Raw genomic sequence first — 24,051 nt, forward strand, 5'->3', positions numbered from 1 at the left:
AAATACTTATCTACCAATTTCTGCTCTGTCACCTTCCTCGCAACTATGACCAATTTCTTCCGCGCCAATGTTGATGCAATGGCTAGTTATGTTCCAGGTGAACAGCCGAAACGCGGTAGCCAAGTAATTAAACTCAACAGTAACGAAAATCCCTACCCTCCCTCACCAACTGCTTTAGCTGCACTACAAAATATTGATGGTGAGTGGTTGCGGCGTTATCCAGAACCTTTTGGCGACCAGTTTCGCCACGCTGCTAGTCAAGTTTTAGGAGTGCCGAGTGATTGGATTATTGTTGGTAATGGCAGTGATGAGATTTTAAATGTTGTGATGCGAGCCTGTACGGAACCTGGACGCAAGGTAGTTTATCCGACACCAACTTATGTCCTGTATCGTACTCTCACAGAGATGCAAGCAGCAGATGTTGTAGAAATTCCTTACAGTGAAGGCTATCAATTACCTGTTGCGGAATTAATTGCTGTGGATGGTGCTGTGACATTTATAGCTTCACCTAACAGTCCCTCTGGTCATGTTGTCCCTAGCGCAGATTTAGAAAAACTCGCCAGTCAGTTATCTGGAGTGTTAGTCATTGATGAAGCTTACGTCGATTTTGCGGAAGTTGATGCTTTAGCTTTGGTCAAAGACTATGAGAATGTAATCATTATCCGCACCTTATCTAAAGGTTACTCCTTAGCGGGTTTGCGCTTGGGTTTTGGGATTGCTCAACCCAAGTTATTGCAAGGATTATTTAAAGTTAAGGATAGTTATAACATTGATGCGATCGCCTGTACAGTCGCCACAGTCGCCATCACCGACCAAGCTTATAAAAATGCTTGCGTAGCCAAAATCAAAGCATCACGCACCCAACTCACCAAAGAATTTCAACAATTAGGCTTCCAGGTTTGGGAGTCGCACACCAACTTTTTACTCGTCCAGCCACCCCAGCAAAACGCCGCATATCTCTATCAAAAACTCAAAGAACAACAAATTCTCATCCGCTACTTTCCCCACCCCGGACTCTTAGATAAACTCCGCATCACCATTGGTACAGATGAGCAAAATCAAATATTAGTCAATGCCATTAAGGCATTACTTTCAAAAACAATTTAGGTATAACTGTAGTCACGTAGATGAGGATATCCTGAAAGCGTGAATAACAGGATTAGTAATATTTTACCTCCTGCCTTCTGCCTCCTGCCTCCTGCGATAAAATAAATTGCTAAAACTCAAGTCGCTATATGAGTGAATGGTATAAAGAAGACCTCGCCTTTATCCATGATGAGGGTTTTCGGGATTATGCGCTCAAATCAGCCCCCGGTATTTTAGAAATTTTCCGGCAAAACAACATTAACTCAGGTTTAGTCTTAGACTTGGGCTGCGGGAGTGGGTTATGGGCAAATGAACTCGTCAAGTCTAATTATCGGGTATTAGGGGTTGATATTTCAGAATCGATGATTGCGATCGCGCAAAAAAGAGTACCCCAGGCAAAATTTTATGTTGGTTCAGTCTTTAAAATTGCCATTCCCCCATGTCACGCTGTTACTTCTATTAGTGAATGTTTAAGTTACTTGTTTGATACTGACAACAACCGCCAAAACCTGATTCAGCTTTTTCAGCGCATATATCAAGCTTTAGTTCCTGGTGGTGTCTTGATTTTTGATATTGTAGAAGCGGGACAAATCGCCGTCGGTAATCAAGCGAAAAATTTTACGGAAGGAAAAGACTGGGTTGTATTAGTTGAAAAAGAAGAATTGCGATCGCAAAATATCTTAACTCGCCGCATCATCACTTTTCGCCAAGTCGGACAATACTACAGACGTGATGAAGAAATCCATCATGTGCAGTTATACCGAGCCACACAAATAGCCACAGACTTACGCAAAATTGGCTTTCGTGTCCAAACAACGCGCAATTATGGTAATTTCTATTTACCAAAAGGAAATGTGGCATTTATCGCCCGTAAACCATTTCCTGATTAAAGATAGTTTTCCCATGACTTACAAATTTGTTGACACCCTCACAGAAAAGCAAATTCATCAATTAGTAGAGTTATATCAAAAAGAATTTTGGAGTCAGAGACGGACATATCCAGATGTTGTTAAAATGCTCAAACATTCAGATATTGTTTTAGGATTGATAGATAATCATGAGCAATTAATTGGCTTTACACGGATTCTCACTGACTTTGTTTATCGAGCCACCATTTACGATGTCATCATTAATTCAACCTACAGAAACCAAGGACTTGGTGCTAAGTTAATGGATGCAATTGTCCATCATCCCAAATTACATCAAGTCGAACAAATTGCACTTTACTGCTTGCCAGAGATGATGCCATTTTATCAACGTTGGGGTTTCACAACAGAAGTTGCTAATCTCAACTTAATGTATCGATATCACCACTCCCATCAGGATAAATAACATGATTATCAATCCAGATAATGTTCCTAGTCGCACAACTTCAATTTACCCAGAAAAATTCCAACATATCGTTGCTGGGAGAGTTAAAAAAGCATTAGGAAATGCCGCCGGATTAAAAAATTATGGGGTAAATTTAGTCACCCTAGCACCAGGAAGTTGTTCTTCCTTAAGACATTGGCATACTCGGCAAGATGAATTTATTTATATTATTGAAGGTGAAGCAACATTAGTCACCAATGAAGGAGAACAAATTCTCACACCAGGAATGATGGCAGGTTTTCCCGCAGGCGAAGAAAACGGACATCACCTAGTAAATCGCTCTGAGAAAATAGTAATTTATTTAGAAGTTGGGGATAGAACACCGGATGACGAAGGTTACTATCCAGACGATGATTTAATTGCCAAAGCAGGTGTAAACGGTGAGCGAATTTTTACAAGAAAAGATGGAATTTTGTATGAAAGTTAATAATGTAGCCATCTTATTTGATATGTAAACAAAGGAGACAAGGAAGAGAGACATTTATAAATTATCAGAAAACTCTCATGGCTTATAGTGATTTCAGCTTAACTAAGTTTAAAAAAGACTTCAATATTCATATTGATGAACAACTCGACTTATTTTTTAATATTGAACCTGCCCAAATCAGTGAGCGACTACAAACCACCCTTGCCGAAACAACAGAATTAGCATTAGCAATTAATACAGAAAAAGCTCGCTCGGAAATGATTATCACACCAATATTATTAGAAGTTAGACGCAGTGCTAATTATCAGATAAGTTTGTTTTCGGGAACAGATTTTAACGTTGATGCCGAAAAAGGCTTAAATGGTTATTGCGATTTTGTCATCAGCCGTTCTAAAGAACAGCTAACCATTAACGCACCTGTAATAATCATTGTTGAAGCTAAGAATGAAAATATTAAAGGTGGATTAGGTCAATGTATGGCAGCAATGTTAGCAGCACAGATATTTAATGAACGGGAAGGTAATAATATTAAAACCATTTATGGAGCAGTTACAACAGGAGATATTTGGAAATTTTTGAAACTAGAAGGTACAAATTTATTTATTGATTTAAATAATTATTATATTAAAGAATTGAATAAGATTTTAGGGATTTTAATTCAAGGAACTCAAGGTTAACAGCAAGCGATCGCCTCGCTAGTCATTTCCTACCTGTTGTGTGATCAGCATCACGCAAAAACTAGATATAAATCATTGAGACTTAAGTAAGTCTAACATAGCCTTTGGGGTAATCATAACCTATACTTACTGTAAGTATAAGTTTCGATTATATTGTGGTGGATGTGGGGGAGAGGGTCATGCTAGAAAAACTCTTACTTGCAACTCTTTTAACTTTAGTTTTACGCTTAATTGCAGAGATAGGCTGGTCAGTTCCCAGCAATACAAGTCAAAAAGTAAATTTTTACCAGCCTGGAGATTTTGCTGTTATGCAAATTCATTAACTCATCTAGGCATCTACTGAGGGCAAATTGCTCAAACTCTTCATATCATGGGCTGAAGTATAAATTTATAGCCTAATTGTGAGTTTGAGCAGTAAATATTGCCACACCCAAGTATGAAAAGCCCAATTTTAGCCACAATTATATTTGTCGCCGCCATCAGTGCCGCTTCAACTGCCCAAGCAGCTAATCCCGAACATTTGACACAGTTATTAGCCACAAAACAATGTCAAAACTGTGATTTGACTGGTGCAGGTTTAGTTTTAGCTGATTTGTCTGGGGCAAATTTGAGTGGTGCAAACCTCACTGGTGCGAATCTCAGCCGCGCTAATTTAGCTGGTGCTGATTTACGTGGTGCAAACTTAGCTGGTGCAGGCTTGTTTGGTGCGAACTTAACCGAGGCGAAATTCAATGGGGCGAATCTTGCCGGCGCAGATTTAAGAAACACTTATTTAGGCAATGCGGAATTTACCAAGGCTTACCTCCAGGGAGTAAATTTTCAAGGTGCTATTGGTATCCCATTACAAATTGCTACCCCAGAAGAGTTTTATGCTTGGGGCATAGCAGAAGGGCAGAAAGGCAATCACCCACAAGCAATTAGTTATTTTAGTCAGGCGATCGCCGCTAAACCAGAATACGCAGGTGCTTACTTAGCAAGAGGTATTGCTAAATACCAAATGTTTGACCGTCAAGGTGCTTTCGCAGATGCCCAAATTGCCGAAAAGCTCTTTGCTACTCAACAAAATGGTGATGGAACCCAAACAGCCCAAGCGTTTATCAAAGAACTGCAAACGCCTTATAAAGAAAATGTGACTACAGGCAAACCAAGTTTCTTTGATTTTGTTGGTAGTGTTGGTTCAATTCTGCTTCAGTTCTTACCTTTTTAATTGATGAACTAATAACCAATTACCAGAGAAATTGAGCCTTCCCCACACAGTAATCAATTGTTCATGTACAGTAATTTGTAGCTGTTCGTTTATTTGCGATCGCAAAGTTACTAGTTTCCAAGTCTGACCCTGATACGCTGATGGTTCAGTCACTAGGATTTGGTAATTCTGCTGATCTATACGTTGGAAAATCCCTGTCAAACAGTCACAATTTTGGGTTGATACTTCCTCAACCAAAGATATTTGAGGGCAATTACCACTTAGAGGATAATCTTCGGGATGATCTAAATAATCTAGTTGCGTTGATAACCATTGTGAATGATTGGGGGAAAAATCTAGATTAAATAAAGGTGCGATCGCCGCAGGTGCTTGTTTATCCTGTAATAATGCTTCTTGTAAAGCCCTAATTGGTAAATCTCGCGGCTGTACACCCAACTCAACGCACATAGCAGCCGCTATACCAGCAGCTTGGCCGATACCCATCACCACAGGTTGCAATCTTGTTGCACCATTAGCTATGTGCGATACAGAAATATTTTTTTCACACACTAATAAACCGTCTGTAGTCGCCGGAACTAAACAACGGTAAGGAATAGTAAACGGCGTTCCCGTCCAGCGTCCGCCCCAGCGAATTGATTTTGGTTGTAGTGGTAAATCAAACCCTGGATAATGATGGTCGTTGGCATAGTTACCAATCGCAACTGCATCTGTAAATAAAGATGCAACTCTACCTCCAGCCACAGGTAAAATATCTTGTTCTCGAATGGTTGTGAGTCCTACTAAACGGCGACTTTCTCGGTAATAGGGATGTAATGCAAAAGCTGTGTCATTTCCAGGGAAAATTTTTTCAGCCAAACCATAGCGGCGACCTAACTGATTTTGGATAAAATGAGCGAAATTTTGACTATACCAGCGACATTCCTGGAGAAACTCAGTTTTAGATGCTTCTGACTCGACTAAACGCCCAACACCTTCAGCATAATCATTACCTTTGATGGGCCAGTTAATCATAAAGCGATCGCCCGGCAAGCGTCCATAATTCAAAAACTTCTCAGCACCGTAGTTTTCCCAAGCCCCCGCAAACAACGCTGGATTATAATGAGGCGCAACCGGAATTTCAGGTGCAACCACATCACCAAAATCTTGCATAACTACTACCCAAGTTGGTGACTGCACTGGATATTTCTCCGTCAAGGCATTATAACTAGTCGGGGCGCTGGGTTCTCCCCATTCACTTTGCAACTCCCAACCCCAACGGTAAGGAACTTCCGCCAACGCCAATAAATCACCCAATTCTGTACCATCAAGAATTACCTTGGCGTGAACCGTAAAATCAGCAAACCGCACCCCAGTAACACAATTTCCCTCTTGTAAAACCTCTAGTGGGACTTGTCCCGCCATCCATTGCAGATTCGCCAACTCCTTCACCCAATCAGCAAAAATCGCCGCCCCCACCGCAGGATTATAACTAAAAAAACTCACCCAACTATTATCTAATCCTCCCGGTTGGCAATGTCTTAATGCTTGTAAAAATTCGCTCCACAACCCAGTTTGCCAAGCAATCAATTCATTCCCATCGGGTGCAGAAACTCCAGCAGCAGTCAGCATTCCCCCCAACCAAGCAAACTCACTCACCAACAGCGTTTTAACACCTCTTCTCGCTGCTTGAATCGCCGCAGCTGTTCCACCAGTTCCCCCGCCCACAACTAAAATATCAGTTGTATATATTTGATGACTCATAGTTTATATTTGTATGTTGTTATAATTATTTTTTGTTTTACCAGATGGGCGATCGCACAGAATAATTGTAGTCAGGATGATGGGCGATCGCACTGAGGAAATTTTTCATGAGGATTTACTGGAAGCGATCGCTTTATTTGGGGTTAAGATACTTTTATAGTTGAAAGTTTGCTGTTTTATTGATGTCATTTATTGGGTTACTCTGTCGCTACACATGAAGCGATTGCCAATTTAGTTATGCCAATGGGCGATCCCTCCTCCAGGCTTATTTGCTCACTCTTTCTTCTTAAACAGTTTGTCAGGATGTTATCTAAGCATCAACGGGTAATAGAATAATTGGAATATGTGTCCGAAAAGTGTAAAAATCATTATCAGTAGTCAGGATGCTGTAGCTTCGACGGTGAGCAACTGCACAAATCAAAAAATCAGTATTTGAACCCTGGATACCATTGCTGCGACAAGTATTGAAAAACTCTGCGGCGAGTTCGTAGTCTTCAGCTATGAGTTCTAAATCTCTTAAAGCTCGCAGATAATCTCGTAGACGGGTAAACTGTTCAAAGTTACGGATTCCAGAAAGAATTTCTTGCCGAATTGCACCCAGCATTGCAACTTGGTCATCAGTGATTAAATTCTGCAATATTGCGATCGCTCTTGAAGAATCAGGTGGCGTTCTCCGACGCAGAGCCAGTGACCAAACAGAGGTATCAACAATTACACTCATGTTTGTTGACGTTGGTGTTTATAGTCGTAGCCTGCATCATAATCAATAGTACCAAAGAGTTCTAACACTTTGAGTCGCTTGCGACGTTGAATATATTCGCGCAGTGCTGTTTCCACCAGAGAATCAATGCTCAGTTGGTCGTCAAGTGCCAACGCCTCTTGTAGTAAGGCTTCGTTGATGTTGAGCGGTGTAGCCACAATTACTTCTGATCCAACAACTGACTAAATCGATAGTAGCGCACACTGCTATGAGCGATCGCACTTTTCATGAGGATTTAGTCAGAGCGATCGCTCATCCAGAAAAAGACTCATGGAGTTTATTTAGATCGCCTCTTGGCGCTGTGTGAAAAAATCTTCAATAGTGTCTTCTTCCAGTCAAAAATCAGCAGCAGCGTCTACGCACCACACAAAGAAGTTGTCAAGGCAAGGCTAAAATAGTAATTTACGTGTAAATTGGTCGAACTTTAAATCTTATGACTTCTGCTACTCCAGTCAAAACTGAGTACGAAGCGATTATTGGTCTAGAAACCCATTGTCAGCTCAGTACGAATACCAAAATTTTCTCTAGTAGCTCTACGGCGTTCGGTGCTGATCCAAATACTAACATTGACCCCGTGTGTATGGGATTACCAGGGGTTCTGCCCGTACTTAACGAAAAAGTTCTAGAGTACGCGGTAAAAGCAGGTTTAGCGTTGAATTGCCAAATCGCTAAATATAGCAAATTTGACCGTAAACAGTATTTTTATCCTGATTTACCGAAAAACTACCAAATTTCTCAATATGATCTACCCATTGCGGAACATGGTTGGATTGAAATTGAGATGGTAGATGCTGATGGTAATCCTGTCCGTAAACGGATTGGGATTACTCGTCTGCACATGGAAGAAGATGCAGGTAAATTGGTACATGCAGGAAGCGATCGCCTGTCTGGTTCCAGCTATTCTTTAGTAGACTACAATCGTGCAGGTGTACCGTTAGTAGAAATTGTCTCGGAACCTGATATCCGTTCGGGACAAGAAGCCGCAGAATACGCCCAAGAACTCCGCCGGATTATGCGTTATCTCGGTGTGAGTGATGGAAATATGCAAGAAGGATCATTACGTTGCGACGTGAATATTTCTGTGCGTCCCGTCGGACAAAAAGAATTCGGGACGAAGGTAGAAATTAAAAATATGAATTCCTTCAACGCCATTCAACGGGCGATTGAATACGAAATTGAACGTCAAATTGCAGCTGTGGAAGCTGGAGAACGCATCATCCAAGAAACGCGGTTGTGGGAAGAAGGCACACAACGCACAATTAGTATGCGGACAAAGGAAGGTTCTAGTGATTATCGCTACTTCCCCGAACCAGATTTAGCACCCATTGAAGTTGCTGATTCTCAACTAGAGAACTGGCGTAGCGAACTACCAGAACTCCCCGCCCAAAAGCGCCATCGCTACGAAACTGAACTAGGACTTTCGGCTTATGATGCACGAGTCTTGACAGAAGAGCGTTACGTATCAGAATATTTTGAAGCAGTGATCGCAGCTGGCGCAAGCCCCAAAGCAGCAGCTAACTGGATTACTCAAGATATCGCCGCATATCTCAACAAGCAAAAACTCAGCATTTCTGATATTGCTTTAACTCCGGCGAACTTGGCTGAAGTTATCACCCGCATTGAGAAAGGCAAAATTAGCAACGCCCAAGCTAAAGAAAAATTGCCAGATTTACTCCAAGGTGTGACTCCAGAAAAAGCTTTTGCTGGTCAAGAGTTAATCACTGACTCCAGTGTCCTAGAACCTATTGTTGATGAAGTGATTGCGGCTAACCCCAAAGAACTGGAAAAATATCGCAACGGTAACACCAATCTCAAAGGCTTCTTTGTGGGGCAAGTGCTGAAAAAGACTAGCAAACGTGCTGATCCGAAATTAACTAACGAACTGGTAGAGAAAAAGCTCAATGCCTAGTATGAAAGGGAGTCAATGCCCGCATATCAAGCATTATAACCAGTTTTTGTTCAGTAATTTCTTTACAGTATATTTACTAAAAATACCATCTACTCAGTAATAGCCCTCACAATTAAAAGGCTATTCTATGGTTAGTAGATTCACCCTAATGCTTCGGAGAGTTGCCTCAGCTGCTCTCCTTATTTATTAATGGGAAAGTTATGTTTCTATCACATAAGAAATCTTGATTTGGATAGCTATATTGATAGTAGTGATAACAGGATTGATGGCTCAAAGTATTAAATTCGTTGAGTTTATCCTCGACACTCACCACGCAGCACCCAAAACTTTGCCATCAGCAGAACAGTTAACTATAGGGTTGTTTTTCTCAACACTCTTATTTAACCTAGAAAACGAATTACAGAGAATCTCAGCTCACCATAACAGTGAATGTGCATTTTGAGATGTGACACAGGCTAGTAATAAAATTTACCATTTTCATTTAAAATTTTATATCTCAGTAATCTACGGGTAAATTCTTAACAATATTTATACGAAAAAACAAATAATGGGTGATACTCCTCATGGCAAAAATGATATGCTGTGTTAAGTAGATGCACCCTGATGATCTGGAGAGCTGCTCAAGTGGCTCTCCTTTTTCAATTGATTTAGGGAGTCGGGAAAAATAACCAATGACAAATGACAATTGACTATTGACTATTGGTATAATCGCCAGTCAAGCCGCTAATTTTGTGAGGGGAACGGAAAAATGGCAGACTGGCAAGAAATTACTGGTGGTGTAACTGCTCCTAAAGGATATCGAGCCGCAGGAATCACCGCAGGATTAAAACCATCGGGATTGCCAGATTTAGCTTTGATAGTATCGGATGTGGAGGCGATCGCAGCTGGTGTGTTTACCACATCTCAAGTTAAGGCGGCCTGTGTAGATTATTGCCGTCAACGCTTGCAAGCTAAACCAAGCGCCCGCGCCATTCTCTGTAACGCCGGACAAGCCAACGCCGCCACAGGTAGTCAAGGTGTACGTGATGCTAATGAAAGTGCGGAGTTGTTAGCCAAGGAATTAAATATTTCTCCCGAATTGATTTTGCTGGCTTCTACTGGTGTAATTGGTCAACGCATCAAGATGGATGCCTTACGCAGTGGGATTCCCAAACTAGTGGACAGCCTCTCAGAAACAGGTTCTGATGCGGCGGCTGGGGCAATTATCACCACAGATTTAGTTACAAAATCCATTGCTCTAGAAACAACTATAGGCGATCGCCCAGTCCGCATTGGTGGAATTGCCAAAGGTTCCGGGATGATTCACCCCAACATGGCAACAATGCTGGCATTTGTCACCTGTGATGCGGCTGTTTCCCCCCACCTTTGGCAGCAAATGTTGAGTAGAGCCGCCGATAAAAGCTTTAATTCCATTACAGTAGATGGCGACACCAGCACCAACGATAGTTTAATCGCCTTAGCAAATGGTCAATCTCGCACCCCAGCAATTACCGAGATGGGTGCAGAATCCGAAAAATTAGAGGCGATGTTAACAGCAGTATGCCAGCATTTAGCTAAAGCGATCGCACGGGATGGTGAAGGTGCAACCTGTTTGGTAGAAGTGCAAGTCACCGGCACTCATGATGACCTCGCCGCCAGACAAATCGCCAAAACCATTGCAGGTTCATCCTTAGTTAAATCGGCAATTTTCGGTCGTGATCCCAACTGGGGACGCATCGCCGCCGCCGCCGGACGTGCAGGTGTACCCTTTGAGCAAGAAAACTTGCAAATTAAATTAGGAGATTTCTTACTGCTAGAAAATGGTCAACCTCTGCAATTTGACCGCGCCGCCGCCAGTACATATTTAAAACAAGCAGCCACCGATTATCCAGTTGTAGATGTAGTAGCTACTAATAATAGTAATGATTTATCAGGCGATGTCCAAGGACAAGCCGCTGCGCGTCTACGTAGCAATATCAAAACTCAACGCTTAGACAATCCTGTAATTATTGCTGTTAGCGTTGGCAATGGTCATGGTACAGGTAAAGCTTGGGGTTGTGATTTAAGTTACGACTACGTGAAAATTAACGCCGAGTATACAACTTAACGTAACCAACAAATATTAGGAAAGCAAAATCTTTTTCAGATTAAAGCTTAGTTATTGAAATGGGAGGTGATGGAGTAAGTTTGGTAGATCACAATAATTGACTAGATTGATTACAAGGTATCTATCATATAAACTTTATGGATTTTCATATAGGGGCATATCAAGTTCCCACTAAAATTTATGGAACAATGGCAAGAACAGCCGTGTTGTCCCCTGCTAATTTGTCTGATATGCCCACAAATTGGACATTTCCTTGGAGAGAGTTATGGAGAAATAACCGTATTGATGGCTTAACTATTGTTAAAATGAGTATTGAGGACGAAGTATGGGGATTAGTTCAATACGGCATTTTTCCAAGAAATAACCCATCCATTGTAGTAATTGACCACTTGGAAACTAATCCTGTTAATAGAGGGAAACAATCTCCCAGGTTAGTTGAGCCTGTAGGTAAATGGTTAATTTGGTATTGTGTAAATGTAGGGTTAAAACTCATATCTCAGTCTAATTTAGGTGATGAGCGTTTAGTTTTACTGTTCTCCAAACCTCGCGCTTTTGAATATTATGATAGTAAAATTGGGATGAACTACCAGGGGACAAAATATTTAAGCCCAGGAGAGAAAGTTCATGAGTTTATATTTACGCAACAGGGCGCGTTTGAATATTCGACTAGCCAACAGGAGATTTGGGGTAGTCCAACGCCCATTGACTCCTGAGCAAGTAAAAGCTGGTACTGGCAGAATTCGTACTTATACAGACTGGGAGCAAATTTTGCAAAGACCTGAGTTTGGTGTATCACATTTATTTACTGAAGATTACTCAAAAACTAAATAACTTAACTCAACACCGAATTAACTATCAAGAAGTTGTAATATCCGGGAAGCGTGAAGCAAGAAGTTGAGTAAATTGGTTTCGCAAAACCCAAGGTGACATTTAATCACTTAACATAAAAGGTGGGTAATGCCCACCTTTTATAATGCTTACTTAAATTGTTCTAATTGGTCTAAGCGTAACCAAATATTTGGTGTTGGGACTTGTCCGAATTTCACAAAGGCATAATCACCTTTAATATCCACAATTTCACCTTGAGTCTCAAATAAATAAGCCGGAAAACGAGTATCGCTGGCTGTGGCTTCAACACTGTTTTCTAGCTTTTCACGGATAGCGCGAACAATGTCTCCTTTTTTGACTGGCATATATTCCCCTCTGATGTTTGCAGATTGTCTCATAGAGGATTTTAGCTTGCGAGATGATACTAAATCTCAGAGCGATCGCTTTGAAGTATTTAACTTCTCCATGACATCTCAAACTATTCCTCTATTGAAAACAATTAATAGGAAAAATTTAGGGTGAAGGGTGCAAGGTTGTAAGTCATAAAAAACCCTTACACCCATTCCCAACCGACAATCTCTGAAATCAAACAGTTAGGACTGTAACACCCTCGCAATTAACTACCTAAAGCCGCCGCCGTTTTTTCCTTATCTAACTTGAACATCAACACACCCAAAGGTGGTAGACACAAATCTAAAGAATAAGGACGATTGTGCATTGACCAATCATCTGTCCACTTACCGCCTAAGTTGCCCATATTGCTACCGCCATACTCACGAGCATCACTATTAAACAACTCGGTATAAAATCCTTTTTCAGGCACACCAATGCGGTAATGAGAATGCGGTTGGGGTGTAAAGTTACAAATCACTACGATAAAGTTGTCAGAATCTTTATCACGGCGGATAAACGAAACTACACTATGACGATTGTCGCTACAATCAATCCAGTCAAATCCTTCTCTGGCAAAATCTAAGGTGTATAAAGATGGTTCAGAACGGTAAAGTTCGTTGAGTTCTTTAAAGAATTGTTTTAATTGTTGGTGTGGCTCAAATTGTAGCAATTGCCATTCCAAATCAGCCCAAACATTCCACTCACTCCATTGCCCAAATTCCATGCTCATAAACATGGTTTTCTTGCCTGGGTGAGCAAACATATAGGTAAATAAACAACGCACATTGGCCATCTTCTGCCATCGATCACCAGGCATTTTACCAATCATGTTGCTCTTACCATGCACCACTTCATCGTGAGACAACGCCAGCATAAAATTCTCGCTGTGGTTGTACCACATACTAAAGGTGATGTTATTTTGGTGGAATTGGCGGAACCAAGGATCCATGCTGAAGTAATCCAACATATCGTGCATCCAACCCATGTTCCACTTTAAGTTAAAGCCCAAACCGCCTGTGTAGGTTGGCCAAGACACCATCGGCCAAGATGTTGATTCTTCCGCAATGGAAAGCACACCGGGAAAATAACTAAAAATCAGGTGATTTACTTGACGTAAGAAATCCGCAGCTTCTAGGTTTTCTCGACCACCATATTGATTAGTTACCCACTCACCTTCTTTGCGGCAATAGTCAAGATATAACATCGAAGCTACAGCATCTACACGAATGCCATCAATGTGATATCTATCGAACCAAAATAAAGCATTTGCTACTAAGAAATTCCTAACTTCGTTGCGGTTGTAATTAAATACCAGCGTACCCCATTCTTTATGTTCACCTTTGCGGGGGTCGGCGTGTTCGTATAAGTGAGTCCCATCAAAGAATGCTAAACCATGTCCGTCTTTGGGGAAGTGGCCAGGAACCCAATCGACTATTACACCAATGCCGTTTTGGTGACATTGGTCAACAAAATACATAAAATCTTCGGGAGTGCCAAACCGGGAAGTAGGTGCATAATAGCCAGTAACTTGATAACCCCAAGACCCATCAAAAGGATGCTCGGCAATGGGTAATAGTTCTACATGGGTATAGCCTAAATCTTTGACGTAGGGAATCAAGCGGTCTGCCAATTCCCGATAAGTTAAAAATCGCGCACCCGGTTTTAATTCGGAAACAATAACTACAGGTTCAGTTTCACCATTAGGTAATTTTGGTGGTTCAGCACTGGAAGCATGTAACCAAGAACCTATGTGTACTTCGTAAACGGAAACAGGCTGCGTTAGGGGATCGGTGTGACGGCGCTTTTCTATCCAGTCTTCGTCATTCCATTGATAGGAATTTAAGTTAGTTACAATAGAGGCTGTTTTGGGTCGGGGTTCTTGCTGAAAAGCGAAGGGGTCAGATTTTTCGTAAATGTGTCCTTCTATATTTTTGATTTCATACTTGTAATGTTCCCCTACTCCAATTTCGGGAATGAATAATTCCCAAACTCCTGTGATGCCTTTACGCATTTGATGTTTGCGTCCGTCCCACAGGTTAAAGTCTCCCAGTACAGAAACGTTCCGCGCATTGGGAGCCCAAACCGCAAAATAAACACCCTTGATTCCATCGATTTCGGTGGCGTGCGCTCCAAGTTTTTCGTAAATTCGGTGATGGTTGCCTTCTGCAAACAAGTGCAAGTCAAAGTCTGTTAGGCGGGGAGAACGGAAAGCGTAAGGATCATAGGTAACTCGCTCATGCTCTCCTTCTTGAATGCGTAACTGGTAGTTGGCAAGTTCTGGGGTTTCAATCGTACATTCAAAAAAATGGGGATGATGTACGGGTTGCATTGGGTATTCTTGGCGTTCTTCGGGAATAACTACCCAGGCGGCACTAGCATTTGGTAAATAAGCACGTACAGCCCACACTTGTTTGCCATTTTGTTCTACTGCATGAGAACCGAGTATTTCAAACGGATCGTGATGCTGATTCCAAACTATACGGTTAACCTGTTCCTGAGCGATCGTGGCTATGGACATGAAGCTACCTATGTTGAATAAAGTGATTAGCTAAACTGGCTTTTTTAATATCTATATCTATTCTTTACATTTATTTGCAATTTATTGCCACCGTTATCGTACATCAGATGGGGACATCGGGGATAAGGGGTAGCAGTCGAAGGTCAAAAGGCAAAAATTAAAAGTCAAAAATGAAGAATACTTTTGACTTTTGGTTTTTTACTTTTGACTTCTCCGGTTTTGCCGGAGTGCCTCCTGCTATCACTACAAATCTAAAAAGGGGAATAACTTCAGCAAAGCATTACGTATCCGCAGTAGAAAGACTGTTTGCCGCAGATTGGTGGTTAATTTTGGTGGCGGAACTTTTTGGAGTTGTGCTTGTAGTTCTGCATACTCAGCAGCACTGACTGGTTTGCCATCGATGGGCGATCGCGCATCTATAATTATTTCTGTCCGTAAAATTTCTTCTGGGATGTCTTCTGGGGGTGGTAAAGCCACAACTGCTGATCCCCAATGGCTAATTAACCATACACCCAGACTAGAGACAAGACTCAATAGCCCCAATATGATTCGCTTATGAGATTTTACTTTCCTCATTGCATCACTTTCAAGTCATACTGACTGCGCTAAAAATTGAAATGGACACTTGGTTGTGGTATTAACCGACTTTACCAGTGTCCATTTGCTGCTGTTTGAGTTTATACAGATGTATGAATTGCGCTTGAGTTGGGTAGCCGCGTTCTCAAGAATACGCTGATTCTTGTTTGGTACCCAAGCACTCAAGCAATTTTCGTAAACTGCAAGACCAAATGCTTGTCTGAAAACAAAACTTCAGACAAAGAACTAAGGTGTTTTAGTAGGGGTTGCGGTGGGAGAAGCCGTAGCAGTCGGGGATGCCGTAGCAGTTGGGGATGCCGTAGCAGTGGGTTCAGCAGTGGGCGCAGCAGAGGGAGAAGTCGTAGACCCAGTATCAGTGGGTTCACCTGTAGCGGTTGGTGAGGTTGTAGCACTAGGTGTATTACCACCACCTTCACAAGCTCCTAAAACTGCCGCCAAACTTAACATTAGAGCTAAACCAAAGATTTTTGTTTTCATAACTCCTCTTTCACCAATTATGGCAATCAAATGTTTGTGCCTTTTGACTACGATAACCTATTTATTGCGAATTGTTGAATTACCTGTGTAGGAGATATTTAAAAACTGACTGAAGGCTGATTATTGATGTTTGAGTTATGATGCCGCAGATTGATGACGAAAAACATCAAATGATGAGTAGGCGATCGCAATCAGTAGCTTGTTTTTTGTCTTGTATTGCCATACTGAGATGCACTACTTAAAATGTCAAGTGATCCAATAGGGAATCTTTGATGATATCTATTTGATTGATCAACTACTGTTGGAGGCAGAGAAAAGCAAATGGTTGTGCAACTCTCAACGGATTGTTATATCTCAAAAACATTTAAACATAGTTGACAGTTAACGCTATACTCATGCAGATCCCAAAAAAGGCGATTCTAACCTGAGCAAAATTAAATAAACAGACTAAAATACAGTATTTCCTATCCCAGAAAATTTTATGGCTGCTGTTCGTAAATCGGCTGTATCTGCAACTAATACTTGGTTTGGGCGCAATTCTAAACCAACTGCGCCAAGACGGCGCTCTCCTGTTCGGGGATCAGTTATGAGCAGTGTATCCCCACTTTCAGGGCAATCTCCAGTAGTATCGCCACAACGTCGGCGACGGACTGGCAAAAGTTTATCGACTCCGACAACCAAAGCATCACCAGAATTAACTGCATCCAAAGTCTCTCATGTGCCGACTGCGGAAGTTTTACCAACTTGGTTGTTGCGGTTGTACACTGTTCATCGTTACTCATCTGTGGTGACGTTTTTATTAGTTGCAGTGGCGCTGGTTGTTTATGGTTGGACAGTTTATTCTCAAGAACTGTGGAATCAAGAGTTCCGCCGCTTGCAAAATCTCCAACGTAACGAGCGACAATTAACCACAACCAACGCTATGTTAAAAAACAAAATGGCGGAAGAAGCTGAAAAGCCAAGTGCGGGATTAGTATCACCTACACCAGATAAAACAATTTTCTTGCCTTCAGCGCCTGATACGGCTAATTCTTCGCCATCGAATACGACACCCAATTCTCCCACACAACAGCCAACTTCTTCACCGTTGGGATATTAAAGGCAATAGTCATTGGTCATTTCTCAAAGACAAATGACAAATAACAAAGGACGAAGCCGATGCAGAAGTCATCCAGTAGATTAAAATTTAGAAATTCTCGCAATCCAGCAGTTACAAAGCGGCAGAAAGTTTCCCGACAAAGATTGCTGGAGAAACTCACACCAAAAGCCCCAGAACCGATACAAAGCAGCAAAACTCGGCTGTTAATTGTTTGGGCTATTTTAATATTCTCAGCATTAGGTTTAGCTTTTAACTTATATAATTTACAAATTCTCCAAGGCAAAAAACTCACTCAGAAGGCACGCAATCAACAAATGGTGAGTTTGCGGTCTTTTATGCCGCGTCGTTTGCTCATCGATCGCAATAATAATGTTTTGGCAGTTGATCGCCCTGTATATACTGTTTATGCCCATCCTAAACTGTTTGATAAGTCTAATGAAGAAATCGCCCAGAAGTTAGCACCAATCATTGCTAAAGATGCGGCTGAGTTAGTGAAAACTTTTCAAAGTCGCAAAAGTGGCATTATCTTGATGCCGGCGCTACCCGAAGAAATTGCCGAGCGCGTGATTGCTCTGCGCTTAAATGGCCTAGAATTCATTCCCAAATACTCACGCTTATATCCACAAGCTGATGTCACATCTGATGTGGTGGGCTACGTAGATTTGGAACGTCGTGGTCAAGCGGGTGTGGAATATAGTCAAGAAAAACTGCTAGAACGTTCTGTGCAGAAGGTACGGTTAATGCAGTCTGGCAGAGGCGAATTAAAGCCAGATGATGCGCCGGAGGGCTTTCTCCATGCGGATGATTTGAAATTACAACTCACAATTGATACACGCTTACAAAGGGCGGCTCGCTTGGCGCTAAAAGCCCAGGTAGACAAGTACCGCGCTAAACGTGGGGCTGTGATTGTCATGGATGCGTTGGATGGTTCTTTACTGGCACTGGTGTCACAGCCGACTTATGACCCCAATGATTATGGTAAAGCGAAGATTGATTTATTTAAAAACTGGACGGTAGCTGACCTTTACGAGCCAGGGTCAACATTCAAACCATTAAATGTCGCGATCGCATTAGAAAATGGTGTCATTCAACCAAATGATACTTTTAATGACCCAGGTTCTATTAGAGTCGCTGACCGTGTAATTAAAAATGCTCAACACAACAGTTATGGGCGAATTAATATTGCTCAAATTCTCCAAAATTCCAGCAACATCGGGATGGTGCAAATCATTCAAAAGCTGCGCCCTTCTGTTTACTACACTTGGTTAGAACGTCTAGGTTTAGGACAACCATTAGAAACAGATTTGCCTTTTGGTGTCAGTGGTTCCTTGAAAAGCCAAGCCAGATTTATTGCCTCACCCATTGAACCGGCAACCGCCTCCTTTGGACAAGGTTTTTCACTCACTCCCCTCCAACTAGTACAACTGCATGGAGCTTTAGCTAATGGTGGTAAATTAGTCACACCCCATGTGGTGCGCGGGCTGGTTGATAGCAGTGGCAAAATGCACTATTCACCAACACTTCCCACACCAAGACAAATTTTTTCTGCGAAAACCACCCAGCAAGTTGTGGAAATGATGGAAACAGTGGTTTCTGAAGGTACTGGTAAACCTTCTAAAATTGCTGGATATCGTATTGGTGGTAAAACAGGTACAGCCCAAAAAGCTAGTCCGAATGGTGGCTATATCCCTGGTGCAAGAATCACCAGCTTTGTGGCAGTTCTGCCTGTGGAATCTCCGCGCTATGTAATTTTGGCAATTGTTGATGAACCAAAGGGTGAAAGCGCCTACGGTTCTACTGTCGCGGCACCAATTGTCAAATCAGTGATGGAAACCCTAATTCCTCTAGAACATCTACCACCAGAACAGTTAAATTCCCCCACCGAAACACCAAGGTAAAAGTTTCACATAGGTTTGCAACTGATTGCTGACTCAAAAATGTGTAAGTCCTAATTAATTACAAATTACCGTGTATTAGTGGGACTGGGGCTACTAGTTGAAGTTCCTGTATTAGCGCCAGCATTAACAATAGAACGAGCCTGTTGCAAGTGTTCTTGCAGGGTTGGTAGTGTTTGGGCTGCAAATGCCTTCACATCTGGATCTTGCCCCTGTTTTGCTTCAGTTTGGAATGTAGAAACATCCTTTTGATGATCTTGAACCATGTGAGTCATATATTCGCGGTCAAATTTCGCACCAGAAAGCTTAGATAAGCGTTGCTGGAGTTGCTGATTTTCGCTGTTGAGAGTAGTTGGTAGTTTTACACCTTTTTGAGCAGCTAACTGTTGGAGTTGATTGTTCACTTGTGTATGATCTTGCACCATACGCAGCCCAAATTGTTTTACCGCATTGTTAGCTGCACGTTGTGATGCTAGTTGTCCTAGTTGGACTTCTGCTAAACCACCTTGCGCGGCTTCATTGATAAACTGTCTGTCTGAAGAACTCAGATTATTTTGTCCTGATGTAGTTGGTGATGCTGTGGGGGATGGACTTTCAGTTAGCTGTACTGGTTGTGTTGCACCAGATGGAGCTTCAGATATGTTTTGATTTTGCTGGGGAGTTCTTGTACAACCAGTGGCTAGAGATAAAGCGATCGCCACTAAACTAGTAGACAATAATTTTAAATTAGACATAATTCGTCCTTTTTTCTAAAAAGCTCACAATTACAGTGATTTAGAATCATCAAACTAATAATTAACTTGTTTTTCTAAATCAAAAACATGCCAGTTAAATGTCCAATAGCTTATCTATATTTTTAAATTTGTTGGTTTATCTCGAATATAGAAAAAATGTTCTCAGAAAATACCTACCCCCAGATATACCTCACCCGCGTAAGTTTGTTAGCTCTGTCTGAGGGTGTGTGAAATATAGTCAGTACTACTAGTTTTACCAACTGGTATGCAACCAGAAAATGATAAATTTGTAATTCTGTATCTCTAGAGTTAATATTTGTTTATAACTACCGAAAGAGGTTAATAAATCTGAACTGTGGAACTTTAGATATTAGAGATAAAAATATTTTTACTCTTGAGCCAAGTTATCTAAGATTCCATGCAAAGCAATTTATTGACACTACCTAACTTTGAGATTGAAGCTAAAACAGCTAATGATTATCACCAAGCTGAACAATTATTTTTAGAATTACTAGCAATAGATGATTTAGATAATCAACTACATCAAGTAGCAACGAAAGTTAGAGAATTTGAACAAACACTCTTTGCGGCAATTGTAGCAGCTTATCAAAATAGCAGCACAGATAATCGCGCTCATTTATTTCTGCAACGAATTTTATATTGGATTAATCGTCTGAAGTTATTTTGGTACGACGATTTACGCCATTATACCAATGAGCGATCGCTTTATTTAAGTTGTTGTCGGCATCAAATTGAACTGGCTTGGCAAGCTTGGGAATTAGCTCAAATTGATTTACCAACATTACAAAAATTAGATGTCAAACAAGCATTAGTAGAACGCGCTACCTCTGATTTAGATCCGCCATTATCACCAGAAAGTCGCTACATCCGTGAACAAATGAGTGAAATTGGCTATTGTCATTTACTCGCGATCGCTTCATTTGATGGTTTAGTGGAAGGTAGTCGTCTATCGCGGATTTTAGGCGGTACAGCCAATGAAGTGCAATGTACTTTGGTGCGGGTATTTTTAGAAGAATATGGCAATGGGCGCTTATCTCGCAAGCACTCAACATTTTTTGCCCAAATGTTAGCCGAGTTTGAAATGAACACCGAACCAGAAGGTTATTTTGATTTAGTACCTTGGGAAGTGTTAGCTTGTGCGAATCAAAACTTTTTAACCACCGAACGTAAACGTTATTTTCTGCGTTATAGTGGCGCATTAACTTATTTTGAAGTAGCAGGCCCAGCAGCTTACAGAAATTATTTAGCAGCAGCGCAAAGACTACAACTTTCAGATGCAGCAATGGGTTATTGGGAACTGCACATCCGTGAAGATGAACGCCACGGTCAATGGATGTTAGACAGTGTAGCTTTACCTTTAGCCGAGCAGTATCCCCATGATGCGTGGGAATTATTACTAGGATACGACCAAGAGAAACTCATGAGCGATCGCGCTGCTCAAGCTGTTGTTAGTTCTATTCGCGCAGTCGAACAAGCAAATTTACCAACAAGATAACTTACCAAGTTAAATTTTTGCCAACTTGATTCTGCTTGAGTGACACATAATTCACTCCAGGCTAATTTCTGTCTCTTTATACAAGTCACAACTCTAATTTCAGGAACTATTACCATCACATGAAAGATATATTTTTCTGCCCAGAAGAATCTAACTTCTATTCCAACTGTTTAGAAAATTTTGTCCTAAGAGATTGCCACAATCCGGCATCTATTGTTGAATTTGGTTCTGGCGATGGCAGCCCAGTCATTAACTCACTACTGCGAAATAAATTTGAGGGATTAATTCAAGGCTATGAACTGAATACATCTGCCTGTAAAGCTGCAAACTTAACTATAGATGAATATAATCTAACTAGCAAATATATTATTCATAACTCCTGTTTATTTGACTCAGATAAACCTCAAGCCGATTATCTTGTAGCTAATCCACCCTATCTGCCTGCTCCAGATGATGATATCTATATGCCATTATTATTTGGCGGTATAGATGGAGCATCAATTACCAATGAGTTGTTATCTTTAGATTATGAAAATGTTTTGGTTTTAGTTTCTAGTTATTCCAATCCTATTAGTACTATTAAAACAGCCCAAGAGAACGGCTACAGTGTCAATAAATTTGTGATTTTACCTTTGCAGTTTGGTTACTATAGTTCTGAGCCAAAAGTCAAGCAACATATAGAAGATTTAAAAAAAGATCATAAGGCATTTTACTCTGGAGATTATTATTTCTTAGCTGGAGTACTATTTCAGAAATCTCAAGTATCAAATATTGATTTAGCTAATAAATTAACTCAAGTTATGACAAGTTTATAGATTGGGAATATGTAGGCTGGGTATTCACTACCAGTTGGATTGAGAATGTTTACCTACGTATAATCCAATACAGTTAATTTGAGAAAGTTTACAGTTGGAGATAAGAGAAGAGTAAAAGACAAAAAAGCTTATCGGAACTGGATTGACTTATAGTTCAAAAATGAAATTTGATTGTTATTTGATCAGGTTGAGACTTGATAGATGAGATAGAGATTAGGTAAGAGATGAATTCAAAAGTTTGATATCAAAAAATTATTAGATAAAAGCAGATAGTTGTTTTTGAAAGTAAGTGCGGTAGAGTTTGCATCGCGGTAAGATGCGATCGCCATCAAAACTAATCAATCCTAGGCTGTCGAGCTTATAAGCATCCACAGGGTCAATCACTAGACCTAGTTTGGTTTTGACAAGTTCAGCATATATCTTGATCAGATGAGGATAGTCTTGCAGTTTCAACCAATGTCGCCACAAATGATGGCGGTAGATACCACCGTTGACCATTGCTTCTTCAATCAAATCTTGAAGAGTTATCCTACCAGAGACAAGATGAAACAAGGCTAGTTGAATCAAGGCTGGATGACCACCAACTAAAGACATTAATTCCGCAGATTCTTGACCAGAACTCCAATTTAATTCGTATCTCCTAGCTAAATCTTGGACTTGTGAGTGTGTGAATTCACCAAGACGTATAGGCAGACCGATATTAAATGGTGAACGGTTAATATCTAGAGAGATATATTGTTCTGTGGAGTAGACCACGACTAATCTCAGTTTTTGCCAACCATAATTTTGTCTGGCTTCTTCACACCAAGAACGCAATAAAGCAAAAAATTCCTGAGCTATGTGAGGATATTCAAAAAAGCGATCAACATCGCTTAAAGCCAGCAATATGGGATTGTCGATCTGTTTAAAAATATACTTTTGCAGGTAAAAACTACAAACTAACTTATAGCCAACTTCTTCATCCCACATTTCATCTAGGTTAGGCTCAATGTTTAATTGCTGGGCAATTTGCCAACAAAGAGAACGTAAAAGCTTATTTAAATCTGTTAAACAAGAGTCATCAATTTGATAACAATTGACATTAACAGTCTGGTATTCTTGCTTCTGGGCAAAGTCTAAAATACGTAGCAATAAAGAAGTTTTTCCCATCTGTCTGGGAGAGCGAATCCGAATTACACAGCCTGGTCGGGTAATTTCTCGATAAGCTAGTTCTTCTATGGGTGGGCGCTCGATATACAAGGGAGAGTCCAAAGCTACCGGGCCATCTGGATATGTCCAACGATTTCCTATTTCATAAGTCGAGAGTCGAGGCGAGTGTTCTAGTTGTGTGTATGAATTTCTAGGTAGAAATTCTACGATTTCACTTTCATCCTCTGCACTCGAAACAGCGTAATCTTCTTCATTTAATTTGAGGTTAAAGGCACTAAAACATAGTTTGAGAGTTTTTTGATCTACAGCTTTGCTCAAAGACCACAATCGACTGAGAGTTTTTGTCGAAATACTAATCTGTGTGCTGAGTTCCTGTAGGGTTAAGCGATCGCCTTTTTTTCTAGCCATCTCCCAAGCTACAATCGCTTCCTGCAAACGTTGTAGTCCGGTAGGAGTTAGTACAACGCCTCGTCTTCTCTTGCTTTTAGTTTGTTTCACTTGCATAGGCTGTGTTCCAACAACTTTTTGGGGACACAAAATCTACTTTTAACTTCTTGCATCAATACTTTTTGCCTTGTGCATTTCCCTGTGTGCTTTCCCGGAGGATAAGCGCAAAAATACGAATAGAAGCACGCAAATCACAAATTTTGCAAGAGGTGTTTTGTAGAATCTGATGATCCAACTACTCCAAGAATTTAAACAGCGTCAAACATTCCGAAATTTAAAGTTTTAACAACCGTAGAAACCACCAACAAGAGCATTGTATA

At 40.9% G+C, this 24,051-nt stretch carries 24 protein-coding genes; 15 read left to right on the forward strand and 9 right to left on the reverse strand.

Translation table 11 applies throughout. The annotated features are described in order from the left end of the window. Nucleotides 1–45 precede the first annotated feature (45 nt). The 7 genes from hisC to H6G75_RS01985 all read left to right on the forward strand — a co-directional run bounded on the left by hisC (nt 46) and on the right by H6G75_RS01985 (nt 4,768). Complete coding sequence (hisC, locus tag H6G75_RS01955; protein ID WP_190978328.1) at nt 46–1,107, forward strand: histidinol-phosphate transaminase; 1,062 nt, start codon at nt 46–48, stop codon at nt 1,105–1,107. A 128-nt stretch (nt 1,108–1,235) separates the two neighbouring features. Then, entirely contained in the window at nt 1,236–1,976 is a 741-nt protein-coding gene (locus H6G75_RS01960) for a trans-aconitate 2-methyltransferase (RefSeq protein WP_190978329.1), read from the forward strand. 13 nt (nt 1,977–1,989) lie between these two features. Further along, nucleotides 1,990–2,418, forward strand: coding sequence for a GNAT family N-acetyltransferase (locus H6G75_RS01965; RefSeq protein WP_190978330.1), 429 nt, complete (start codon nt 1,990–1,992; stop codon nt 2,416–2,418). Nucleotide 2,419: 1 nt separating this feature from the next. Continuing rightward, nucleotides 2,420–2,884: a cupin domain-containing protein gene (locus H6G75_RS01970; protein ID WP_190978331.1), complete on the forward strand. Its 465-nt coding sequence runs from the start codon at nt 2,420–2,422 to the stop codon at nt 2,882–2,884. A gap of 77 nt (nt 2,885–2,961) precedes the next feature. Beyond that, entirely contained in the window at nt 2,962–3,561 is a 600-nt protein-coding gene (locus H6G75_RS01975) for a hypothetical protein (protein WP_190978332.1), read from the forward strand. A gap of 179 nt (nt 3,562–3,740) precedes the next feature. Beyond that, a complete protein-coding gene (locus tag H6G75_RS01980; protein ID WP_190978333.1) occupies nt 3,741–3,884 on the forward strand; it encodes a hypothetical protein in 144 nt (47 codons plus the stop codon). 113 nt (nt 3,885–3,997) lie between these two features. Next, nucleotides 3,998–4,768, forward strand: coding sequence for a pentapeptide repeat-containing protein (locus tag H6G75_RS01985; protein WP_190978334.1), 771 nt, complete (start codon nt 3,998–4,000; stop codon nt 4,766–4,768). Here H6G75_RS01985 and H6G75_RS01990 read toward each other — a convergent pair. The 3 genes from H6G75_RS01990 to H6G75_RS02000 all read right to left on the reverse strand — a co-directional run bounded on the left by H6G75_RS01990 (nt 4,757) and on the right by H6G75_RS02000 (nt 7,426). Next, complete coding sequence (locus tag H6G75_RS01990) at nt 4,757–6,508, reverse strand: FAD-dependent oxidoreductase (RefSeq protein WP_190978335.1); 1,752 nt, start codon at nt 6,506–6,508, stop codon at nt 4,757–4,759. The two genes, H6G75_RS01985 and H6G75_RS01990, sit on opposite strands and share 12 nt — an antisense overlap. Before the next feature lie 310 nt (nt 6,509–6,818). Further along, nucleotides 6,819–7,229, reverse strand: coding sequence for a PIN domain-containing protein (locus tag H6G75_RS01995; RefSeq protein WP_190978336.1), 411 nt, complete (start codon nt 7,227–7,229; stop codon nt 6,819–6,821). Further along, nucleotides 7,226–7,426, reverse strand: coding sequence for a type II toxin-antitoxin system VapB family antitoxin (locus H6G75_RS02000; protein WP_190978337.1), 201 nt, complete (start codon nt 7,424–7,426; stop codon nt 7,226–7,228). Before H6G75_RS02000 ends, H6G75_RS01995 begins: the two co-directional genes overlap by 4 nt. A 275-nt stretch (nt 7,427–7,701) precedes the next feature. On the opposite strand from H6G75_RS02000, the gene gatB reads away from it, so the two are divergent. From gatB to H6G75_RS02015, 4 genes are all read left to right on the forward strand, one after another. Next, nucleotides 7,702–9,177, forward strand: a complete 1,476-nt coding sequence (gene gatB / locus H6G75_RS02005; protein ID WP_190978338.1) for an Asp-tRNA(Asn)/Glu-tRNA(Gln) amidotransferase subunit GatB — start codon at nt 7,702–7,704, stop codon at nt 9,175–9,177. Between the two features lie 265 nt (nt 9,178–9,442). Continuing rightward, nucleotides 9,443–9,619, forward strand: a complete 177-nt coding sequence (locus H6G75_RS32775) for a hypothetical protein (RefSeq protein WP_206757366.1) — start codon at nt 9,443–9,445, stop codon at nt 9,617–9,619. 306 nt (nt 9,620–9,925) lie between these two features. Beyond that, a complete protein-coding gene (gene argJ / locus H6G75_RS02010) occupies nt 9,926–11,263 on the forward strand; it encodes a bifunctional ornithine acetyltransferase/N-acetylglutamate synthase (RefSeq protein ID WP_190978339.1) in 1,338 nt (445 codons plus the stop codon). A 137-nt stretch (nt 11,264–11,400) separates the two neighbouring features. Continuing rightward, complete coding sequence (locus H6G75_RS02015) at nt 11,401–11,976, forward strand: hypothetical protein (protein WP_190978340.1); 576 nt, start codon at nt 11,401–11,403, stop codon at nt 11,974–11,976. A gap of 264 nt (nt 11,977–12,240) precedes the next feature. Here H6G75_RS02015 and H6G75_RS02020 read toward each other — a convergent pair whose 3' ends face one another. From H6G75_RS02020 to H6G75_RS02035, 4 genes are all read right to left on the reverse strand, one after another. Next, nucleotides 12,241–12,456 (reverse strand): NAD(P)H-quinone oxidoreductase subunit O, encoded by a 216-nt coding sequence (locus H6G75_RS02020; RefSeq protein ID WP_190593310.1) that lies wholly within the window; start codon nt 12,454–12,456, stop codon nt 12,241–12,243. Between the two features lie 251 nt (nt 12,457–12,707). After that, on the reverse strand, nt 12,708–15,002 hold the full coding sequence (gene glgB / locus H6G75_RS02025; RefSeq protein ID WP_190978341.1) for a 1,4-alpha-glucan branching enzyme: 2,295 nt from the start codon (nt 15,000–15,002) through the stop codon (nt 12,708–12,710). A 243-nt stretch (nt 15,003–15,245) separates the two neighbouring features. Then, nucleotides 15,246–15,578 (reverse strand): hypothetical protein, encoded by a 333-nt coding sequence (locus H6G75_RS02030; protein ID WP_190978342.1) that lies wholly within the window; start codon nt 15,576–15,578, stop codon nt 15,246–15,248. A 246-nt stretch (nt 15,579–15,824) separates the two neighbouring features. Then, entirely contained in the window at nt 15,825–16,076 is a 252-nt protein-coding gene (locus tag H6G75_RS02035; RefSeq protein ID WP_190978343.1) for a hypothetical protein, read from the reverse strand. A gap of 481 nt (nt 16,077–16,557) precedes the next feature. On the opposite strand from H6G75_RS02035, the gene H6G75_RS02040 reads away from it, so the two are divergent. After that, a complete protein-coding gene (locus H6G75_RS02040) occupies nt 16,558–17,175 on the forward strand; it encodes a hypothetical protein (RefSeq protein ID WP_190978344.1) in 618 nt (205 codons plus the stop codon). Nucleotides 17,176–17,234: 59 nt separating this feature from the next. Next, nucleotides 17,235–19,073 carry a penicillin-binding protein 2 gene (locus H6G75_RS02045; RefSeq protein ID WP_190978345.1) on the forward strand — a complete coding sequence of 613 codons (1,839 nt, stop codon included), beginning with the start codon at nt 17,235–17,237 and terminating at the stop codon, nt 19,071–19,073. Between the two features lie 65 nt (nt 19,074–19,138). Here H6G75_RS02045 and H6G75_RS02050 read toward each other — a convergent pair whose 3' ends face one another. Then, on the reverse strand, nt 19,139–19,804 hold the full coding sequence (locus H6G75_RS02050; RefSeq protein WP_190978346.1) for a DUF4142 domain-containing protein: 666 nt from the start codon (nt 19,802–19,804) through the stop codon (nt 19,139–19,141). 418 nt (nt 19,805–20,222) lie between these two features. On the opposite strand from H6G75_RS02050, the gene H6G75_RS02055 reads away from it, so the two are divergent. Further along, on the forward strand, nt 20,223–21,320 hold the full coding sequence (locus H6G75_RS02055) for an iron-containing redox enzyme family protein (protein WP_190978347.1): 1,098 nt from the start codon (nt 20,223–20,225) through the stop codon (nt 21,318–21,320). A 119-nt stretch (nt 21,321–21,439) separates the two neighbouring features. Beyond that, entirely contained in the window at nt 21,440–22,135 is a 696-nt protein-coding gene (locus H6G75_RS02060) for an SAM-dependent methyltransferase (RefSeq protein ID WP_190978348.1), read from the forward strand. Between the two features lie 255 nt (nt 22,136–22,390). Here H6G75_RS02060 and H6G75_RS02065 read toward each other — a convergent pair whose 3' ends face one another. Next, complete coding sequence (locus H6G75_RS02065) at nt 22,391–23,788, reverse strand: AAA-like domain-containing protein (RefSeq protein ID WP_190978349.1); 1,398 nt, start codon at nt 23,786–23,788, stop codon at nt 22,391–22,393. Nucleotides 23,789–24,051 lie beyond the last annotated feature (263 nt).

The organism is Nostoc sp. FACHB-280 (assembly GCF_014697615.1).
Lineage (GTDB): Bacteria > Cyanobacteriota > Cyanobacteriia > Cyanobacteriales > Nostocaceae > Nostoc_B.

What these genes read in the sequence shown, in the direction of transcription:
- H6G75_RS02055 (WP_190978347.1), top strand. Translation starts at nt 20,223, where the DNA reads ATGCAAAGCAATTTATTGACACTACCTAACTTTGAGATTGAAGCTAAA.
- H6G75_RS02040 (WP_190978344.1), top strand. Translation starts at nt 16,558, where the DNA reads ATGGCTGCTGTTCGTAAATCGGCTGTATCTGCAACTAATACTTGGTTT.
- H6G75_RS02030 (WP_190978342.1), bottom strand. Translation starts at nt 15,578, where the DNA reads ATGAGGAAAGTAAAATCTCATAAGCGAATCATATTGGGGCTATTGAGT.
- H6G75_RS02050 (WP_190978346.1), bottom strand. Translation starts at nt 19,804, where the DNA reads ATGTCTAATTTAAAATTATTGTCTACTAGTTTAGTGGCGATCGCTTTA.
- H6G75_RS32775 (WP_206757366.1), top strand. Translation starts at nt 9,443, where the DNA reads ATGGCTCAAAGTATTAAATTCGTTGAGTTTATCCTCGACACTCACCAC.
- H6G75_RS02060 (WP_190978348.1), top strand. Translation starts at nt 21,440, where the DNA reads ATGAAAGATATATTTTTCTGCCCAGAAGAATCTAACTTCTATTCCAAC.
- H6G75_RS02065 (WP_190978349.1), bottom strand. Translation starts at nt 23,788, where the DNA reads ATGCAAGTGAAACAAACTAAAAGCAAGAGAAGACGAGGCGTTGTACTA.
- H6G75_RS01985 (WP_190978334.1), top strand. Translation starts at nt 3,998, where the DNA reads ATGAAAAGCCCAATTTTAGCCACAATTATATTTGTCGCCGCCATCAGT.
- H6G75_RS01980 (WP_190978333.1), top strand. Translation starts at nt 3,741, where the DNA reads ATGCTAGAAAAACTCTTACTTGCAACTCTTTTAACTTTAGTTTTACGC.
- H6G75_RS01960 (WP_190978329.1), top strand. Translation starts at nt 1,236, where the DNA reads ATGAGTGAATGGTATAAAGAAGACCTCGCCTTTATCCATGATGAGGGT.
- H6G75_RS01995 (WP_190978336.1), bottom strand. Translation starts at nt 7,229, where the DNA reads ATGAGTGTAATTGTTGATACCTCTGTTTGGTCACTGGCTCTGCGTCGG.
- H6G75_RS01970 (WP_190978331.1), top strand. Translation starts at nt 2,420, where the DNA reads ATGATTATCAATCCAGATAATGTTCCTAGTCGCACAACTTCAATTTAC.
- H6G75_RS01965 (WP_190978330.1), top strand. Translation starts at nt 1,990, where the DNA reads ATGACTTACAAATTTGTTGACACCCTCACAGAAAAGCAAATTCATCAA.
- H6G75_RS01990 (WP_190978335.1), bottom strand. Translation starts at nt 6,508, where the DNA reads ATGAGTCATCAAATATATACAACTGATATTTTAGTTGTGGGCGGGGGA.
- gatB (WP_190978338.1), top strand. Translation starts at nt 7,702, where the DNA reads ATGACTTCTGCTACTCCAGTCAAAACTGAGTACGAAGCGATTATTGGT.
- H6G75_RS02020 (WP_190593310.1), bottom strand. Translation starts at nt 12,456, where the DNA reads ATGCCAGTCAAAAAAGGAGACATTGTTCGCGCTATCCGTGAAAAGCTA.
- argJ (WP_190978339.1), top strand. Translation starts at nt 9,926, where the DNA reads ATGGCAGACTGGCAAGAAATTACTGGTGGTGTAACTGCTCCTAAAGGA.
- H6G75_RS02015 (WP_190978340.1), top strand. Translation starts at nt 11,401, where the DNA reads ATGGATTTTCATATAGGGGCATATCAAGTTCCCACTAAAATTTATGGA.
- H6G75_RS02045 (WP_190978345.1), top strand. Translation starts at nt 17,235, where the DNA reads ATGCAGAAGTCATCCAGTAGATTAAAATTTAGAAATTCTCGCAATCCA.
- glgB (WP_190978341.1), bottom strand. Translation starts at nt 15,002, where the DNA reads ATGTCCATAGCCACGATCGCTCAGGAACAGGTTAACCGTATAGTTTGG.
- hisC (WP_190978328.1), top strand. Translation starts at nt 46, where the DNA reads ATGACCAATTTCTTCCGCGCCAATGTTGATGCAATGGCTAGTTATGTT.
- H6G75_RS01975 (WP_190978332.1), top strand. Translation starts at nt 2,962, where the DNA reads ATGGCTTATAGTGATTTCAGCTTAACTAAGTTTAAAAAAGACTTCAAT.
- H6G75_RS02035 (WP_190978343.1), bottom strand. Translation starts at nt 16,076, where the DNA reads ATGAAAACAAAAATCTTTGGTTTAGCTCTAATGTTAAGTTTGGCGGCA.